The sequence below is a fragment of the Parafrankia sp. EAN1pec genome (assembly GCF_000018005.1).
Taxonomy (GTDB): Bacteria; Actinomycetota; Actinomycetes; order Frankiales; family Frankiaceae; genus Parafrankia; species Parafrankia soli.
On the sequence record NC_009921.1, the window covers coordinates 8,479,027 to 8,497,570 of the forward strand.

Genomic DNA, 18,544 nt, shown 5'->3' on the forward strand with positions numbered 1-18,544 from the left:
GCGGGCGTCGGCCGAGACGCCGACGCGTGCGGGCGGCTCGTTGCGCCCACGATAGCGGGCCGATCAGTGCACTGCTTCCTGCGAGTCGCCGGGCCTCGGGGCGGGGGCGGACACGTCGTCCGCCCCCGTGCCGCGGACCCGGTCCTCGTTCGGGGGAAGCTCACCCAGCCATCCGGCGAGGTCGACCGGCGCTGGTCTGCGGCCGGTGTCCGCCTCGACGGCACGGGCCACCGCCCGGACGAGCTCGGGCCGGGTGAGCAGGGCACGGCCGGCCGCCGCCATCCGGTGGTCGGGGCTCGTGGCGAGCGCTGATCCGAGCCTCGTCCAGGCAGTCAGTCCGGGCGAGGGCTCCCCGAGTTCGTCGAGATAGGCACGGGCGGCCTCGTCGTGGCGTCCGGCGACCAGGTGGAGATCCGCCGCCGTCGCGCCGGTGACCACGCTGCCGACCTGGCCATTCCGTTCGATCTGGCGGAAGAGCTCCCGGTCGGCCAACCAGTACCGGACCAGGACGACCAGGGTGTCCAGGTCGGGCACCTTCCCATCCGGGACGAGCGCGGACGGGCCGGGGACACGAAGCTCACGCGGATCCGTCCCGGCGATCCAGGCCCGGGACAGGCTCGCGACGTCGGCGGCCGGAGGGATGAGGTGGTGGACGCGCCAGCCCGCACGATGGTCCGCCGCGGCGAGATTCGCCAGCCCTGCGTAGTACGGCGACACCGGTTCGGCCGACCACGCCGTGACTGTGGTGGCTATCCCGGTCAGAAAGCGATGGCCGAGGGCCGTGAACTCCTGACGACTCCTGGCGTGTGCGGTGGCCTCGCTCACCTTGCCGCGCCACAGGGCGAACTCGAAGCCGGCGAGAGCCGCTTCCTCTCCCTTCGCCATGGCGAAGCGACGACGCCAGAATCCGGCGACGCCGAAAAAGGCGTAGATCCCCTGCAGCAGGCCCTGCAGGGGTCGGGGATCGTCACGCCACGGCGCATAGGCAAGCATGCTTCCTTCCCCGCGCAAGAACGAGAATAGATGGAGTAGGATGCCGAGTTTTGCGTGCTGCATTTCGTGTACCAGGGTCACAGCGAACCGCTCCGGGCTATCCGGCAGCGATAGAATAACCCCGCCGAACGAGTCGCCGAACGATGCGCTTCTTTCCCTGAACCGCTCTGCCCGGGGCAGCGGGACCAGCGTGAGGGTGCACTCGGCCACGCATCGGGCAACCTCGCTGTCCTGTTCCACCAGTTCCGCCCAGGCTTCCTGGAACAGGGACTCCCAGTGCCGTTGGACGGGTATGCCGATGTTCTCGGGCAGCGCGGGCGTTTCGACCATGCGATAGGGGTCGCTGCTGTCAAGGTAGACGGTGGCCGCCGCCCCGCGGTGCCGCGCATCCAGGCTCGTCGTTCTCCTCCAGCCGGGTGGATCGTCCACCGGGTCGCGCCCCGCGAGACGGATCTTGCCCACAGGCAGGAGGGCATGCGCCGATCGCCCGTCGGAGATGACGGTCGTCGAACCCCAGATCTCCTTGCCCGGCAGCACGATGGAGCCGAGCGTCGGAAGGTGAAGCTGACCGTGGCGTAGCGGAACATCCAGCCTAAAAGGGATGCCGCATCGGATACCGGCGGCCGCCGAGAGCAGATGGAGATAGCCGAGGTCGACCCACAGCGGAATCTCGTCGTACAGAAGCCCACGGGTCCGCCGCAGCGCCCGGGCCACCCAGGCCCCGACGCTCGGTAGGTCCAGGATGGCTGTGACCATGGCCGGAGCGACGCGCTCGGCCTCCACGAGAAGGTCCCATGCCGTGTCAGGAGACGACAGCAGCCCGGTTGTCGGCTCATGCCCGCGGGCGAAATCAAGGATACTACGGAGCGAGAGATATCGGTAACTACGTTCGGCAACCCGAAGCTGGCAGATCAGCCCGTGTTGATCGGTTCCGGACGCGAGCGCGTCGAAATCCCTACTCGAAATCCAGTGATGACGTATCAGATCATGAACTCCCACCGGACTTTCCGGTTCTCGTTCCTGGCGCATCAGTCAGTTCTATTTTTCATTCCGCCTCCGCTTCGCTCGTCCTGAAGAGCGATCCGGGCGACGAGCCAGTCCAGGCTTTGCCGCACGACGCCGTCCGGGCAGGACCGCAGGGCCGCGAGGCTCATCGATGCCACATCACCGAGTTCGGACTGGATCGTGTGCGCTGCCAAGGGGAGCCCCTTTCGTTGTCTACCAGCAGATCACAGAGCTGTGAACCAGGCCTGACATGTCGGCAAGGCGTTTACGGTGGAGGGACCGAATCGTCCCCGGTACACAAGTATCACACACGTTAACACCCGGTGCGGGTTTTACCGCTCCAACCTCTTCACCGAGCTCGTGGTTCGGACACGATCCCCGACCAACAGGCTGATTGGGCCGCACAGGCTTCTTGGGGAGCCGGGCCCGCGCCGGGCACGGGCCCGACGGACCCCATCCGGTATCCGGCCGGGATTCGACGCCCCTTCGCCGGCAGCGAACCGGCCGCCGGCGAAGGGTGACGGTGGCGGCTGGGTGGTCAGCTGATGGTGAGGCCGTTGTCGACGGTGTAGACGGCGCCGGTCACCGAGCGGGCGTCGGCGGAGGCGAGGAACGAGAACAGGGCGGCGATCTCCTCCGGCTCGGCCAGGCCGCGCAGGCCCGCCATCCGCCGGGCGAGGTCGGGGTCCATGCCGGACGGGAACGATCCCGAGGTCGCGATGTTGGTGTTGGTGCCCGCCGGGGCGATGGCGTTGACCCGCAGCGGCGTCTTCAGGAACTCGACGGCCAGCGACCGGGTCAGCGCGACCACGCCGCCCTTGCTCATGGAATAGGCCGCGGAGTAAGGCACGCCCTGGAGCCCGGCGTTGGACGCGATGTTGACAATGTTGCCACCCGTCTCCAGCAGGTGCGGGATGGCGGCCTGAGCCAGGAAGAAACAGGCGTCGAGGTTGACGCCCATCACGCGGCGGTACTGCTCGACGGTGACCTTGGTGGTGTGCTCGGCGAGGTAGATGCCGGCGACGTTGCCCAGCACGTCCAGTTTCCCGAACTCCGCCACGCAGGCGGCCACCGCCTCGGCGCATGCGCCGGGGTCGCTGACGTCGGCCTGGCGGACGGACACCGTGCCCGCCACTCGGGCCGTCTCGAGGGCCTCCGTCGCGAGGGCCTCCGTCTCGAGGGCCTTTGCCGCGAGGGCTTTCGTCTCGACGAGCCGGTCGGCGTCGATGTCCAGGGCGAGCACCGAGGCGCCCTGCCCGACGAGTCGCAGGGTGATGGCTCGGCCCATTCCGGAGCCGGCGCCGGTGATGAGAGCGGTCTTGCCTTCGAATAACCCGGTCATAATCGACGTCCTTCGCTTGGTCGGTGGCTCCGGAGCGGCGCGGGCGCCCAGCGGACCGCGAACGCCTCCGCGGTGGCGGGCAGGCCCGTCAGAGATCCCGTTGCTCCACGAAGATGCCGGGCTGGCCGGCGTGGATCTCGAGCCATTCGGCGCCTTCCTCCCCGGCCCGCCATGAGTAGAGCATGTCGGGCGTGAAGAATCCCATTCCGGGCCCCACCCGCCGCCGGCCGAAAATCAGCTCCCCGCTGAGGACGTAATTCATCTGGTGAGTGCCGTGACGATGGGGTTTGACCCGCTCGCCCGGCTTGGCCGACTCATGGAAGACGGACAGTGCCGGCGACTGGAGAATGGCCTTGGTGACGAGATCCCGCCCGAATAAGTCGAAATACTTCTCGGCCTCCTCGGAATCCCCCATGATCTCGACGTTCGTGCGGCCGGTCATCTCGTTGACGTCGAAGAAGAACTGTCGGGGCTTCTCCTGCCTGCCCTGCCGGTCGGTGCCGTCAGCCATCAGCCCGCTCCTTCCAGTGCCGTTCCGTATATGGAACGGCCGTTGTGAGCGGAAACGTAGTGACACGGGACCGAGGGTGTCAACGGAGGTTTTACGGGTGGCGGTCAGCGCTGGCCGCCACCCCCGCCGGCACCGCCACCAGCGCCACCACCGAAACCGCCGACGAAGCCGCCCCCGGGGCCACCGCCCGTGCCCCCGCCGCCGAGGAGCCCACCGCCGCCGTTGCCGTTGCCGAACAGCCCGCCGCTGGTGGAGGACCGGGCCGAGCCGTCTGAGGGCAGGTCGGCGTTGATGTCCGCGAGGACGACCTGGTCACCGGGCTGGAGTCCCGAGATCACCTCGGTGCGCTCGGGGCCCACCGCGCCGGTCTCCACCCGGACCGCCGTCGCCTTCCCGTCCTTCAGCGCGGTGACCGTGGCCAGCTGTCCGACCCGGTGCACGGCGGACGTCGGCACGGTCAGGACGTCCTTGACCTCCTTCACCGTGATCGACACGGTGGCGCCGGTGCCGTCGAAGAGCCGGGTGCTCGTCGGCTTCAGAACGATCCTGACGGGATAGGTCGTGGTCGAGCCGGTGGTGCTGTTCAGAGCGCCGATCGACGAGACGGTGCCGGTCAGCGGCTCCTTGACCCCGTCCACGGTGACGGTCGCGGGGTTCGACACCTTGACGGTGTCCACGGCGGACAGGGGGACCGTGGTGGTGATCTGCTTGTCGCCGTCCCCGAGCACCGTGATGGTGCCACTGGTCGAGAACGCGCCCACGGTGGCACCGGGGGCGAGCGAGATGGCGGCCACCGTCCCGCTGATGGGGCTGGTGAGCGTGGCCCCGTTCAGGTTCTGCTGGGCCACGGCGACCTGCGCGACGGCCGCGTCGATGGCGGCCTGGTCCGCGGCGAGCTGTTCGGCGGTGGCGGGCTGGGCCGCGCGCGCCGTCGCCGAGCCACCCGAGCCACCCGAACCGCCCGACGGGCCACCGGCCGAGCCGCTGAAGGCCGCGCCGCCCGAGCCCGCGGAACTGTGATCGGACGGCCGTCCCGTGGCATCGCCCGTACCACCCGTCCCCGACGCTGCCACCGCGCCGCTGCCGGTGCCGGTGCCCGCGCTCGGCGACGCCTCGACCGAGTCGGCACGACCTGTCTGGGCCGGATCCGGATCCGGATCCGGATCCGGCCGAGCGCCGGGCCCACCTGACGGACCGGGGCCCGGCTTGGGCGCGCTGGTCACGGTCGGCTTCGGAGACGGCGCGGTCGAGGGGTGGCTTCCCCTGTCTGAGCCGCCCTGGCTCGCGCCTGAGCCGCCCTGGCTCGGCGCGGACGTCCCACCGGTGCCCGGGCTGGGCGTCCCGCCGGGCTGCGCGCCGGTCGACGGAGTGACCGGGGGCCCGGCCGGTGCGTCGCCGGCATTGCGCAGGGCGGCGACCGCCGTGTCGAGGTTGACCTTCGCCGAGGCCAGCCGGGACGCCAGGGTCGCCAGGTTCGACTCCCCCGACGCGCTGGACACGTCACCGAACCGGGCGATGAGACCGCTGATCGCGCTCTGGCACCGCGTGACGTCGATGGTGCCGACCAGGCCGGCCTGCTGGATCGTGACGGTGTACACGGCGCCGGTGTCGAGACCGCTGAACGTGTAGGGACCAGTCCGGGTCGCGATCACCGTGCCGTTCCTGGTCAGGGTCACCGTGTCCTTGTCACCGACCGTGCCGCCGATCGTCCCGGCCCTGACCGAGGAGTCGGCGGGGGTTGGCGTGGCCGTGTAGGAGATCGGTTCGGGCGGCGAGCCGCCGGTCACCGCGCAGCCACCGCCCCGGGCGGTTAGCGAGCCGAGATCGGCGCCGAGGTCGGTCAGGACGCCGTCGAGCGCCGACTGGGCGGCGACGACCTCCTGCTGAGCCGTGGTGACAGCGGTGTCGAGCGCGCTCGGCTTCGTGGATCCGTCGGCGGAGACGCTGGCCAGTTGGACGCCGAAGGTCCCGGCGCCGGTGCCCGAGGACCCTGACGAGGCGTTCGCGAGCAGGCTGATCGTGGAGCCCGATGGCCCCGCCGCGCTCGACGATGCGGACGTCACAGCCGCGGTGGCGCCCTGCCCGCCTCCCGTGGACGTCTGGCCGGACGCATCGTCGGTCAGTGTGAGCCGCGCGTTCGCCAGGTTCTGGTTCGCAGTGTTGAGCGCGCTCTGTAGCGCGGTCGGGTCCAGGTTCGCCAGGACCTGCCCGGCGCTGACCTGATCGCCGATCTGCACCGGCACCCCGGTCACCGTTCCGCCGACCGGGAAGGAGAGCGTCGCTGTGTTGACCGTGCTCAGCGTCCCGACCGAGGTCAGCGTCTGGGTGACCGCCGAGGTGGTCGCGGCGGCGAGCCGGTAGGACGGCCCGTCGTCAGCGGTGACCGCGAGACCCGTGCCGACGCCCGCCCCGACGAGCACCAGCGCCGCGACCCCGCCGACGACAGCCTTGCGGGGCCGGCGCGGCCGGCGCCGTGCCGGCCGCGGACCGCCGCCAGCCCCCGAGGTCCCACCAGCCCGGGAGGTCCCGTCCGCCGGCGTGGTCCCGCCCGCCCGCTGTGTCGCGTCAGCCATTCGTGGTGCCCGTTCCGCCGGATCCGCTGCCGCCCGCGTCAGAGCCCCGGCCGCCGAAGCCCCCGCCAAAGCCGGTGGCGCAGGCGCCGTTCGTGGCCTCGCTCAGCGCGATCCGGGTGGCCGTGACGGTGCCGGTGTCGTCGGTGTCGCCGTTCGCGACCGCGCACTTCCCGACAGCCAGCTCGGTCGACGTCGCCGCGACCGACTGCGTGTACTTGGTGTCGCCGTCGACCAGCACCGTGTAGGTGACGGCCTTGTCGGTGCCGAAATCGGTGCCCGAGATGGTGATCGTGGAGCCGGACACCGAGGTCACCTTGCCGGTTGCCCGACCACCGAACCCGCCGCCGCCGAAGCCGCCCTGCCCGCCAGGTGCACCCTGCCCGTTCTGACCGCCCGGCCCGTCCGGGCCGCCGCTGGGGCGGGTCTGCGGCTGGCCACTCGGCTGGGGCTGACCGGTGGGCCGCGCCGTGGCGTTCGGCCCGGCGCAGGAACCGTCGGTCGGCTGGCTGATCATTACCGTCGTCGCGGTGAAGGACGTGGGCATGGCGGTGGGCCGCGCCGAGGGCTGCGCGCCGGACCCGCCCGCCGGCGCGCCCGACGGCCGGGCGCCGCCCGCCGGCATGTTCGCCGCGGTGACGCACACGCCCTCCTTCACGTCGCTGAGCGCCGCGGACGTTGTCTCGGTGAAGGTGGTGCTCTCGCCGTACTTCACCGCGATCTGCCCGGACTGCTGGCTCTGCACCTGAATGGTGCCGGAGTCGACCTCCGCGATGAGCCCGGACGCGGGAGCCTCCGTTCCTGGCTGGCCGCCGCCCTGCCCGGGTGTGGCGCCGGCCTGGGTGGTGTCCGCCGTGGACGTCCCGGAGGAACCGCCGCAGCCGGCCAGCACGGTGACCAGCACGGCAGCGGAAGCGACAGCCACGGCCGCGGAGCGTCGCGCCGGGTGGACGCCGATCGGTGACATGGAAAGCGGAACCTGGCCAGTCATGATGTTCGTCCTCGTCATGGGGGCTAGTCGCTGCGGAGCGCGTCGATGGGAGCCAGCCGGGCGGCCCGGCTGGCGGGGTACACGCCGAAGGCGACGCCGATCGCGACCGCGACGGCCAACGAGCCGAGCACAGCCCACCAGACGATCGCCACCGGGTTGTCGATGAACTGGGGCAGCACCAGGGCGCCGCTGATGCCCAGCAGCGCGCCGATCGCTCCTCCGGCGAGGCTGAGCAGCGACGCCTCGATGAGGAACTGCCGCCGGATCGCCGCGGGTGGCGCGCCCAGCGCCTTGCGCAGCCCGATCTCGCGGGTGCGCTCGGTCACCGAGACAAGCATGATGTTCATGACGCCGATCCCACCCACCAGCAGCGACAGCGCTGCGATCCCGGCCAGCAGGGCGGTGAGCGTCCGGCTCACGGACGTCGCCGTGCTCAGCAGGGACTCCTGGGTGGTGATCGTGAAGTCCGCGCTGGACGAGTCCGTGATGCCGTGCTGGTTCAGGAGCAGACTCGTCGCCTCCTGGTAGGCCGCCGACAGGGTGGACGCCGAATGCCCCCTGATGTAGATCGAGGAGACCGAGGTGCGCGTCGTCCCGCCGAACAGGCGGCTCGCCCCGGTGGACATCGGCACGATCGCCTGGTCGTCGAGGTTGTTCGAACTGTCCGAGCCGGCCGAGACGAGCACTCCGACAACCGTGAACGGGATGTTGTTGATCGTCACGCTCTGACCGACCGGGCTGCGCCGGCCGAACAGCTCGGTGGCCGTGTCCGCGGCGAGGACGGTGACCGCCGCGGACTGCGCGTCGTCCGTCGTGGTGATGAAGCGGCCCGCGCTGATGGAACGGTTACGGACGGACAGCCAGGACGGGGTCGTGCCGACCACGGTCGTCGTCCAGTTCACCGAACCGTTCAGCACCGACATCGAGCTCTGTTTGACCGGGGCGACCCCCTCGATGTCAGGCGCGGAGGTCTTCGAGGCCAACGCGGCCGCATCGGCGACGGTGAGCGTCGACGCGGAGCCGAACCCGCCGCGCACACCGGTGGAGCTGGTCGAACTGCCCGGCGAGACGATCAGCAGGTTGCTTCCCAGCGAGCTGATCTGCGATCCGACCTTGTCCTGGGCGCCCACGCCGAGGCCCACCGTGAGTACCACGGCGGCGATCCCGATCAGGATGCCGAGCACCGTCAGGCCGGAACGCAGCCGGTGGGTACGGATCGCGTCCACTCCGGTACGGAATGTCTCGAGCCACCCCATCAGCGGGTCGCCGCCTCGGCCGCCGAGGGGGCCGGGAGAGCCGGTGAGCCGGCCGCGGTGTCGGACTCGATCAGCCCGTCCCGGATCCGCACGACCCGGCGGGCCCGGTCGGCCACCTCCTGCTCGTGAGTGATCAGGACGATCGTCCGGCCCTGCTCGTGCAGCTCGTCGAAGAGGTTGAGCACATCCCTGGTCGCCGTCGAGTCCAGGTTGCCGGTGGGCTCGTCGGCGAGAATGAGGGACGGGTCGCCGACCAGCGCGCGGGCGACCGCGACCCGCTGCTGCTGGCCGCCGGAGAGCTCACCCGGGCGGTGCTCGATCCGGTCCGCGAGACCGACCCGGTCGAGCGCGGCGACGGCCCGGTGCCTGCGGAGCTCCCGCCGCTGGCCGCGGTAGACGAGCGGCAGTTCGACATTGCGCCACGCGGACAGCGACGGCAGCAGGTTGAACTGCTGGAACACGAACCCGATCCGACGGTTGCGGATCTCGGCCAGCTCGACCTCGGTCATCGCGCCCACGTCCTCGCCGGAGAGCCGGTAGGTCCCCGCGGTGAGCACGTCGAGGCAGCCGATGATGTGCATCAACGTCGACTTCCCCGAGCCGGACGGCCCGACGATGGCGACGTACTCGCCCTCGGCGATGCGGGCCGAGACGCCGCGCAGCGCGGCGACGTCCAGCGTTCCGGCGCGGTAGGACTTGGCCACCTGGTCCAGCTCGATGACCGGGGCACCGGCACCGGCACCGGCACCGACACCGGCGCCGGCACCGTCGCGCGGCCGCGTGACCGGCGTGGTCGGGGGTTCCGGTGGCGGCACTGTCGCGGGCGACCGGGATGACGTGGTGGCGGGTTCCCGTTCGGGCGGTCTCCTGGCCATGTCAGTTACCACCGCTGCCCGGGAACCCGCCACCACTCGGGAACCCGCCGGCCGGGAACCCGCCACCGCCGTAGCCCTGGCCGCCGGTTCTGCTTCCCGTGCCCCCGCCGGATCCACCGGGACCGGCCGCGCCGCCCGCCATCTCGACGAGCACCTGGTCGCCTTCCGACAGACCGGAGACGATCTCGGTGGAGCCGCCGCCGGAGACCCCGGTCGTCACCGCCCGGGTTGTCGTCGTCGTGCCCGACACGACACGGACGACGGACTTCCCGTTCTCCTGGCTGATGGCCCCCGTCGGGAGCACCAGGACGTTGCTCAGCTGCTTGTAGATCAGCGCGACGGTCGCGGTGTCACCGGCGTGCAGCCCGCTGGGACTGCCGGTCACCTTGATCACTACCGGAAAACTCGCCGTCTGCCCGGAACTGGATGCGATCAGCCCGACCGAGGACACCGTCCCGTAGACCGTGCCGCCTGTACCACTGGTGCCACCAGAGCCGCTGCCGCTGCCGCCGCCGCCCGCGGCCACGCCGCCGCCGGTTCCCGCGCCGGCGCGGGGAGCAGCCCCGCCCCCGGCGCCGGTCGAGGTGCCCGAGCCCGGCACGATCGTCGCCTGGTTGCCCTTCGCTACCAGGCCGACACTGTTGGAGTCGACGCTGGCGTTGACGATCCACGAATCGGTGCTGATCACTGTGATCTGCCCACTCGACGATGAGGTCGACGAGGTGGACGTCGCTCCCGAGCCGGCGGACGTCCCGCCGGAGGAACCCATTCCACCGGTCGAGGTGCCGGACCCGCCGCCGGAGGATCCGGAGCCGCTCCCGTTGGACGATCCCGACACCTGCTGACCCACCACGAGCGAGACGCTCACCACAACTCCGTTGACCGGTGACGTCATGGTCGCCCCGGCCAGCGCCGTCTGCGCCGCGGTGACCCCGTCGGTGGCGGTCGTGACTGACGCCTGATCGGCGGCGAGCTGCTCGCTGGACGCCCCCGCTGTCTGGTCGGAGGCCAGCTTCTCCTGACCGTTGGCCAACGTCAGCTTGGCCTGGGCGAGACTCGCCGCCAGCGACGCCGAGTCGATGGTCGCGAGTTGCTGCCCGGTGGTCACCGTGTCGCCCTCGCTCACCAGGACGCCGGTGACCTTGCCCGAAGCCGGGAAGGTCAGGTCAGCCTGAGTGGCCGGTGCGATCGTGCCGGTGGTGGAGATGGACTGCCTGATCGTCCCGATCTCCGCGGTCACGGTCCGGGAGATGACAGTCGCCGCCGCGGCCGAGGATCCACCGCGGCCGACCACATGGATGGTGATCCCCGCGGCGACGGCCACCACCACGATCACGACGGCCAGCGCGACCAGTGGCCGACGACGCACAGCCAGCCGGCCCACGGATGTCATCGCCGGGCGCCTTCGGCCGGTGTCTGATTCTGCACGCCCGCGAGCATTTCGGGGGTACCTGTGCGCAACCCGTGCGGAATCTATGCGTAGGCTATGAATAACCAGGCCCATTGTCTACTGCATGGATTTCCATTGATCGATCCATGCGTACACGAATAATTCTCGATCATCTGGTGGGTCCGCGCGAAACACGGTTGTCTCGCGAAGGCGACGGGTATGCCTCGCGTGCAGTCAGGCCGGAACTTCCTCGACGGCTCGTATGCAATGCACCGGGGGGGCAGACATGGCGCACCGGAAGATTTCGAAATGCCCGCTGCTGATCGCCGCCGCCGCGGTGGGCTCGATTCTGTTCGCGGTTCCCGCACAGGCCGCTCCGCCTGAACATGTCACCGGCGCCGCGTACGGGTGTTACTGGCGTCATGTGGATGGTCACTGGGTCTGGGAGAACGGACAGCGGCATTGGGTTCCCCCGCGGTCCGTCAGGGTCTGCGGGTAAGCGAAAAAGATCGCCACACCCACACCCACGCACAGGACGCCGCCTGCCGGCCACGCCTGCGGCAGGCGGCAGGCAGCAGGCAGCGATCTCGTCCGCTTCCGCCGTTGAGCGGGATCCACAATATCGCGCCCAGTGCCACCCACGTCCCCAACGATGTTCACACCGAGCGTGACCTGCGGGTACAGGTTGCGCCAGCTCTTGTCTTCGTTCGATGTCTTCTTATGATGACATCAAGCGATGACCAGACTGGGGGCATAACGTGCGCGCGGAGCGAGACATCATCCAGCCGAGGACGTCCGCTGACGAGGCCGCTGACGAGGCCGCTGACGAGGCGGCGGGCGAGGCGGCGGACGAAGTCGCGGAGCCGAAGCCGCCGGGCCCCACCGCGGTGGCTCGGCCGTCCGGCGGAGGGGGGCCGCACCCCCGCCCGGGCCTGTTGCTGGGCGTGCTCGTCTACTGCGGGCTCGTGATCGCCGTCATCGGGACGCTGGGCACACCACTGATCCCGACGATCGCGGCCACCCAGCACGTCTCGCTGGACAGCGCCCAGTGGCTGCTCACCCTCACACTGCTGACCGGCGCCGCGTCCACTCCGCTGATCGGGCGTCTCGGCGACGGGCCGCACCGGCGGACCGTGCTGCTCGCCGGCCTGGGCGCCGTCGCGGTCGGCTCCGTTCTCTCCGCCACCGCCAACGGCTTCGCGCAGCTGCTGGTCGGGCGGGGCCTGATGGGCGTCGGGATGGGCCTGATGCCGCTGGCGCTGGCGCTCGCCCGTGACCTGCTGCCCCCGCACAAAATGGCTCCGGGGGTCGCCGCCCTGTCCATCACGGTCGCGACCGGCGCCGGCCTGGGCTACCCACTCAGCGGGCTACTCGCGGACACGTTCGACTACCACGCCGGCTTCTGGGTCGCCGCCGCGCTGGCGGCTGCCGGGATGGCGGCCGTGCTCGTGGCCGTCCCGGGCCGGGCGAGCGCGCGGACCTCCCATGGGCGGGTCGACCTGCGGGGCGCGGTGCTGTTCGCCGCGGCGCTGAGCCCGGTGCTGCTCGCGCTGAGCGAGGGCGAGTCGTGGGGCTGGCTGTCACCGGCGGTCATCGCACTGCTCGTGGGTGGCATCGGCTGCGGGGTGGCCTGGGCCCTGGTCGAGCTGCGGACGGACAACCCGCTGATAGAGCTGAAGTACCTGGCGGCGCGGCCGGTGCTCATCGCCGACATGTGCGCGGCGCTGGCCGGCTTCGGCATGTTCAACGCGATGACGTTGATCAACCGGCTGGCGCAGGCCCCGACCTCGACCGGCTACGGCTTCGGCGCGTCACCGGCCGTGCTCGGCCTGGTGATCCTGCCCCTGTCGGCCGGGACGGTGCTGGCCAGCCGGTGGTCGCGCTGGCTGGGCCCGCGCACCGGCGGTGGGCGGGGCCTGCTGTTGTGCGGCCTGATGGCGGTCGCCCTCGCCCTGTTCGGCCTGGCCGTCAGCCACGACCACCTCGTCGAGCTGGGCGCGGCCACGTTCCTGTTCGGGGTCGGCATCGGACTGGCCTTCGCCGCGATGCCCGCCCTGATCATGGGAGCCGTCCCGCCGCACGAGACGGGCAGCGCGACCAGCTTCAACCAGGTGCTGCGCACGGCTGGCGGCTCGGTGGGAAGCGCGCTCGGCGCGGCGCTGCTCGCCGCCCACACACCGGCCGGTTCGGTCGAGCCGACCAACAGCGGGTACACGGTGGCGTTCGTCGTGGCCGGCGGGGTCTGCGCGCTGGCCGCGCTCGCGGCGCTGGCCCTGCCCGGCACCTCGTCCGCGGCGACCCGCCCGTTGGGGGCGGCGCGCCGGACGGAACTGGAGACACTGGAGGAGGAATCGGCGGGCTCCACCGCCGCGGGACTCGTCATGGCGGAGGATGTCCGGTCATGAACACCACTCGGCGGCGCGACGCTGCGCGCAGCCGCCAGGCGCTGCTGGCCGCGGCGGCCGACCTGTTCGCCGAGCGCGGCTACGCGGGAACCGCGATCCGGTCGGTCGGCGACCGCGCCGGCGTCGATCCGGCGCTCATCGCTCGCTACTTCGGCGGCAAGGAGGGCCTCTACCAGGCCGTTCTCGCCGCCGACCCGCTCATCGAACAGTCCGCTCCGAGTGCGGACGGCCCACCGGCCGCCCCGCACGCACCCGTGCCGGCCGCATCCGGGGACGACGGGGCCGGGGACGACGGGGCCGCGGCCGGGACGGTCGCCGGTCCTCCGGACGAGCCGGCGGCGAGCCCGCTGGCGACAGTGCACGGGATGGTGGACCGGGCGTTCGACAAGTGGACGTCGACCGGCGTGAGCGCCGCCGCCCAGAACGTCTTCCGCCGGGAGGTCGACGACGCCGCGCGCCAGGCGACCCGCGAGCGGCTCGACACCGTGCTCGAGCCGCTGCGCGGCGCGGCCGACAGCCCCGACCCGCAGCTGGCCGCCGAGCTGGCTGTCGCTGTGCTGTTCGGGGTCGGCGTCGCCCGGGACGCCGGGACGCTGACCCGGCTGTCCGCGGTGTCGGTCGACGAGCTGCGCGCCCCCCTGACCGCGGCCCTCGTGGCCGCGCTGGGCATCACGGACTGCCAGTAGAGGCAACCCGACGGTGCGGAGCTCAGAGCACCGCGCCCGGGTTGAGGATGCCGAGCGGGTCGAGGGCGTCCTTGATGCGCTGGTTCAGCCGCAGGACGTCCGGGCCGAGGTAGCCGGGCAGCCACGGCTTCTTCAGGCGGCCCGCCCCGTGCTCGCCGGTGATGGTGCCGCCGAGCGCGATGGCCAGGTCCATGACCTCGCCGTAGGCCGTCTCGGCCCGAGCCGTCTGCTCGGGGTCGGTGCGGTCGGCGATGATCAGCGGGTGCGTGTTGCCGTCGCCGGCGTGCGCGATCACCGCGATCTCGACCTGCCGCTGGTCGGCGCTGGACGACCGTCCCGTCGGCGAGCACGACGGTCAGCGCCAGCACGTAGTCCGTGGTGACCCCGTACTTCACGCAGCACAGGCCACCGGCGTTGGTGGCGAGGTTGCCGCCGATCGAGCAGATCTCGAACGAGGACGGGTCCGGTGGATACCACAGCCCGTGTGCCGCGGCGGCGGCCTTCACCTCGGCGTTCAGCGCACCCGGCTGCACCCGCACCGTTCGGGTGGTCGGGTCGACGTCGATCTCCCGCATCCGCTCGGTGGAGACCACGATGCAGCCGTCGACGGCCGACGAGCCGCCGGACAGGCCGGTTCCGGCGCCGCGCGGCACTGCCGGGATGCGGTGCTCGCTCGCGAAGCGCAGCACCGCCCGGATGTCGGAGGTGCTGGTCACGCGCACGACGGCCAGGGGCATCCCGGCGTTCGGATCGTTGGCGCGGTCCCACCGGTAGCCGGCCATCCGGTCGGGGTCGACGATCACCGAGTCGGGCGGCAGGTCGGCGATGAGCGGGGCCAACGCGGGCGGGCTGACGGCGAGCGGCGAGGTCATCAGCATCTTCCAGGTTATGGAAAAGTTATTCCGTGATACGAACAGCGCTGTGGGCCCACTGTCAAGAAGTGGGGGTCAGTCCCGCAGGTCTCCGGCCAGCCGGGACGCCGCCGCCTGCAGCAGCCCGACCGCGCGCTCGACCAGCTCGTCGGTCATCCGCGCCGTCGGCCCGGACACCGAGACCGCGACCCCCGGCGCGCTCGCCGGGTCGAGGGCGATGGCCACGCAGCGCACGCCGATCTCCTGCTCCTGCTCGTCGAGCGCGAAACCCCGCTCGCGGATGCGGCGCAGCTCCGCGCGCAGCGCCGTCTCGGTGCCCACCGTGTGCGCCGTGTACCGCGGCAGCCCGCGGCTGCGGATGATCCCGAGCGCCTCGTCGTCGTCCAGCTGTGCGAGCAGTGCCTTGCCCACGCCGGTCGAGTGCAGGTCGACCCGCCGCCCGACCTCGGTGAACATGCGCATCGCATACCGCGACGGCGCCTGGGCGACGTACTCGGCCTGGTCGCCGGAGAGCACGGCCAGGTTGGCCGTCTCGCCCAGCTCGGCGACGAGGTCGTGCAGCACACCGGACGCGTTGGCGCCGACCATCGCGTTCGCGCGGGCGCCCAGCGGAACGAGCCGGAAGCCGAGCGCGTAGCTGCGGTCGGGCAGCTGCCGCAGGTACCCGCGCTCGACCATGGTGCGCAGCAGCCGGTGCACGGTCGGCGTCGGCAGCTGCGCGCGCGCCGCGACCTCGGCCATGGGAAGCCGGCCGCCGGCCGCCGCGAGGATCTCGAGCAGGTCCAACGCACGGTGCACCGACTGCACCCCGGGCACGGCCGGCCCCTGTGACGAGGCGGCCTCTGGCGGGCCGGCCTCCGGCGAGACGACCTCTGGCGACGCGGCCTGTGTTGCCGCACCCTGCGGTGACGCGGCCTGTGTTGACACCGTCCAACATCCCTCGGTAGCGTCCGATAAGCGAAAAGGCTATTCCACCATACGAAATTCGGGATGGGCTAGTGCCTGACTACATCGACGTCGTCGGACTGCGCGTCGCCAGCGAGCTGCACCAGTTCGTCGCCGAGGAGGCGCTGCCCGGGTCGGGTGTCGACCAGGCCGCGTTCTGGGCCGGCGCCACGGAGATCATCAACGATCTGACCCCGCGCAACCGGGAGCTACTGGCGCGGCGCGACGAGCTCCAGCAGGCTGTGGACGACTACCACCGGCGCACGCCGGGCCGGCCGGCGCAGAGCGACTACGCCGAGTTCCTGACCTCCATCGGCTACCTGCTCGACGAGCCCGCGCCGTTCACCATCACCACCGACGGCGTGGACGACGAGATCGCGACCCAGGCCGGCCCGCAGCTGGTGGTGCCGCTGCTCAACGCGCGGTACGCGGTCAACGCCGCCAACGCCCGGTGGGGCTCGCTCTACGACGCCCTGTACGGCAGCGACGTCATCGACGAGACAGACGGCAGGGAGCGCGCCGGCGGCTACAACCCGACCCGCGGCGCCGCGGTCATCGCCCGGGTCCGGGAGATCCTCGACCGGAGCTTCCCGCTGACCAGCGGCTCGCACGCGGACGCGACCCGGTACGCGGTCGACGCCGACGGGCTCGTCGTCACCGTCGACGGGGCCGCCGTCCGGCTGGCCGACCCCGCGCTGTTCGTCGGCTTCCGCGGCGAGGGCGACGAGCCGACGGCTGTCCTGCTGACCCATCACGGGCTGCACGTCGAGATCCAGGTCGACCGGAACCACCCGGTCGGGGCGGGCGACCGCGCGGGCGTCAGCGACGTCGTCGTCGAGGCCGCCGTCACCACGATCATGGACCTGGAGGACTCGGTCGCGGCCGTCGACGCCGCGGACAAGGTGCTCGGCTACCGCAACTGGCTGCAGCTCATGCAGCGCCGGCTCACCGCCGAGGTGGACAAGGGCGGCCGCACCTTCACCCGGGTCCTCGCCGCCGACCGCGAGTACACGACCGCCGACGGCGGCACAGTCACCCTGCCCGGCCGGTCGATGTTGCTCATCCGCCAGGTCGGGCTGCTGATGACCACCGATGCGGTCCTCGACCGCGACGGCCGGCCGGTGCCCGAGGGCATCCTCGACGCGCTGGTCACCGGCCTGGGCAGCGTGCATGACCTGCGCGGCGACACCGCCGGCGGCAACTCCCGCACCGGCTCGGCGTACGTGGTCAAGCCCAAGATGCACGGCCCGGACGAGGTCGCCTTCACCGTCGAGCTGATGTCCCGCGTCGAGCGCCTCCTCCAGCTCCCGCCGGCGACGATCAAGCTCGGCATCATGGACGAGGAACGCCGCACCTCGGTCAACCTCAGGCGCTGCGTGTACGAGGCCCGGGACCGCGTCGTCTTCATCAACACCGGGTTCCTGGACCGGACCGGCGACGAGATCCACACCTCGATGCTCGCCGGGCCGATGGTCCGCAAGGCCGCCATGCGCGAGGCGACGTGGATCCGCGTCTACGAGGACAACAACGTCGACGCCGGCCTCGCCCTCGGTTTCCCCGGGCGGGCGCAGATCGGCAAGGGCATGTGGGCCGCGCCGGACAATCTGGCCGACATGATGACGCAGAAGATCGGGCACCCGCTGGCCGGCGCGTCCTGCGCCTGGGTGCCCTCGCCTACCGCCGCGGCGCTGCACGCACTGCACTACCACGAGGTCTCCGTGGCGGACCGGCAGCGCGAGCTGGCCGGCCGCCGCCCGGCCGACCGGCTGGAGCTGCTCACCGTCCCGCTCGCGGAACCGGCGGCCGCCTGGTCGCCGGAGGAGGTCGCCGCCGAGGTTGACAACAACGTCCAGGGCGTGCTCGGCTACGTCGTGCGCTGGGTCGAGCTCGGCATCGGCTGCTCCAAGGTGCCCGACCTGACCGGCACACCCCTGATGGAGGACCGCGCCACCTGCCGCATCTCCTCCCAGCACGTGGCCAACTGGCTGCGGCACGGCATCGTCTCCCGCGAGCAGGTCGAGGAGTCGCTGCGCCGGATGGCCGCGCTCGTCGACGCGCAGAACGCCGGCGAGCCGGGGTACCGGCCGATGGCCCCGGCCTTCGAGGAGCTGGCCTTCGCCGCCGCGCGGGCGCTGCTACTCGAGGGCGCCGACCAGCCGAACGGCTACACCGAACCGCTGTTGCACGAGCACCGGCGCGCTCAGAAGAACAAGGAGATGGTCCGCTCATGACGGCACTTCCGCTGGATGTGGCCCGGCAGATCGTCGCCGCGGCCCGGGCCGCGGGGCGCGAGCACGGTCTCAAGCCGCTCACGGTGGTCGTGCTGGACGCCGGCGGCCACGTGGTCGCTGTCGAGCGGGAGGATGGCGCGTCGACGAAGCGGTTCGAGATCGCCTTCGGCAAGGCGCACGGTGCGGTGGCCTTCGGCCTCGGCAGCCGGGCGCTCATGGCACGCGCCGAACAGCAGCCGTACTTCATCGCGGCCGCGACGTCCGCCATCGGCGGCGCCCTGGTGCCGGTGCCGGGCGGGGTGCTCGTGCGTTCCGCCGACGGCGAGCTGGTGGGCGCGGTCGGCGTCTCCGGCGACACGTCGGACAACGACGAGCTGGCTGCCGTCGCCGGCATTGAGGCGGTCGGGCTCAGCCCGCAGACCGCCTGAGGACCGTCCGGACCCGCTTCGGCGGATGGTCCCCGGCCGGGATG

The 18,544-nt window shown here is 71.6% G+C and carries 13 protein-coding genes and 1 pseudogene; 4 read left to right on the forward strand and 10 right to left on the reverse strand.

Translation table 11 applies throughout. From position 1 onward, the window contains the following. Nucleotides 1-63: 63 nt before the first annotated feature. The 8 genes from FRANEAN1_RS34750 to FRANEAN1_RS34785 form a co-directional block, all read right to left on the reverse strand. Entirely contained in the window at nt 64-1,776 is a 1,713-nt protein-coding gene (locus FRANEAN1_RS34750) for an HEXXH motif domain-containing protein (protein WP_049795837.1), read from the reverse strand. A gap of 760 nt (nt 1,777-2,536) precedes the next feature. Further along, the gene (locus tag FRANEAN1_RS34755) at nt 2,537-3,340 is read right to left on the reverse strand and encodes an SDR family oxidoreductase (RefSeq protein WP_020464358.1); all 804 of its coding nucleotides are present in this window, start codon (nt 3,338-3,340) and stop codon (nt 2,537-2,539) included. Between the two features lie 88 nt (nt 3,341-3,428). Beyond that, nucleotides 3,429-3,851 carry a cupin domain-containing protein gene (locus FRANEAN1_RS34760; protein ID WP_020464359.1) on the reverse strand — a complete coding sequence of 141 codons (423 nt, stop codon included), beginning with the start codon at nt 3,849-3,851 and terminating at the stop codon, nt 3,429-3,431. Between the two features lie 104 nt (nt 3,852-3,955). Beyond that, a complete protein-coding gene (locus tag FRANEAN1_RS34765) occupies nt 3,956-6,424 on the reverse strand; it encodes an HlyD family efflux transporter periplasmic adaptor subunit (RefSeq protein WP_020464360.1) in 2,469 nt (822 codons plus the stop codon). Continuing rightward, nucleotides 6,417-7,412, reverse strand: coding sequence for a DUF5666 domain-containing protein (locus FRANEAN1_RS34770; protein ID WP_157472908.1), 996 nt, complete (start codon nt 7,410-7,412; stop codon nt 6,417-6,419). Before FRANEAN1_RS34770 ends, FRANEAN1_RS34765 begins: the two co-directional genes overlap by 8 nt. A 23-nt stretch (nt 7,413-7,435) precedes the next feature. Beyond that, nucleotides 7,436-8,668, reverse strand: coding sequence for an ABC transporter permease (locus tag FRANEAN1_RS34775; RefSeq protein ID WP_020464362.1), 1,233 nt, complete (start codon nt 8,666-8,668; stop codon nt 7,436-7,438). Then, on the reverse strand, nt 8,668-9,543 hold the full coding sequence (locus FRANEAN1_RS34780) for an ABC transporter ATP-binding protein (protein WP_020464363.1): 876 nt from the start codon (nt 9,541-9,543) through the stop codon (nt 8,668-8,670). The genes FRANEAN1_RS34775 and FRANEAN1_RS34780 overlap by 1 nt, the downstream gene beginning before the upstream one ends. A 1-nt stretch (nt 9,544) precedes the next feature. Continuing rightward, nucleotides 9,545-10,936, reverse strand: a complete 1,392-nt coding sequence (locus FRANEAN1_RS34785) for a biotin/lipoyl-binding protein (RefSeq protein WP_041255127.1) — start codon at nt 10,934-10,936, stop codon at nt 9,545-9,547. Between the two features lie 755 nt (nt 10,937-11,691). On the opposite strand from FRANEAN1_RS34785, the gene FRANEAN1_RS34790 reads away from it, so the two are divergent. Further along, nucleotides 11,692-13,338: an MFS transporter gene (locus tag FRANEAN1_RS34790; RefSeq protein ID WP_020464365.1), complete on the forward strand. Its 1,647-nt coding sequence runs from the start codon at nt 11,692-11,694 to the stop codon at nt 13,336-13,338. Continuing rightward, a complete protein-coding gene (locus FRANEAN1_RS34795; protein ID WP_020464366.1) occupies nt 13,335-14,024 on the forward strand; it encodes a TetR/AcrR family transcriptional regulator in 690 nt (229 codons plus the stop codon). Before FRANEAN1_RS34790 ends, FRANEAN1_RS34795 begins: the two co-directional genes overlap by 4 nt. A gap of 22 nt (nt 14,025-14,046) precedes the next feature. Here FRANEAN1_RS34795 and FRANEAN1_RS37890 read toward each other — a convergent pair. Then, nucleotides 14,047-14,896, reverse strand: a pseudogene (locus tag FRANEAN1_RS37890) (FAD-binding protein). A 75-nt stretch (nt 14,897-14,971) separates the two neighbouring features. Next, entirely contained in the window at nt 14,972-15,823 is an 852-nt protein-coding gene (locus FRANEAN1_RS34805) for an IclR family transcriptional regulator (RefSeq protein WP_020464368.1), read from the reverse strand. A 71-nt stretch (nt 15,824-15,894) separates the two neighbouring features. Between FRANEAN1_RS34805 and FRANEAN1_RS34810 the strand changes: the two genes are divergently transcribed. Further along, nucleotides 15,895-18,072: a malate synthase G gene (locus FRANEAN1_RS34810; RefSeq protein WP_020464369.1), complete on the forward strand. Its 2,178-nt coding sequence runs from the start codon at nt 15,895-15,897 to the stop codon at nt 18,070-18,072. Beyond that, nucleotides 18,069-18,500, forward strand: a complete 432-nt coding sequence (locus FRANEAN1_RS34815; protein ID WP_020464370.1) for a heme-binding protein — start codon at nt 18,069-18,071, stop codon at nt 18,498-18,500. The genes FRANEAN1_RS34810 and FRANEAN1_RS34815 overlap by 4 nt, the downstream gene beginning before the upstream one ends. Nucleotides 18,501-18,544: the final 44 nt, after the last annotated feature.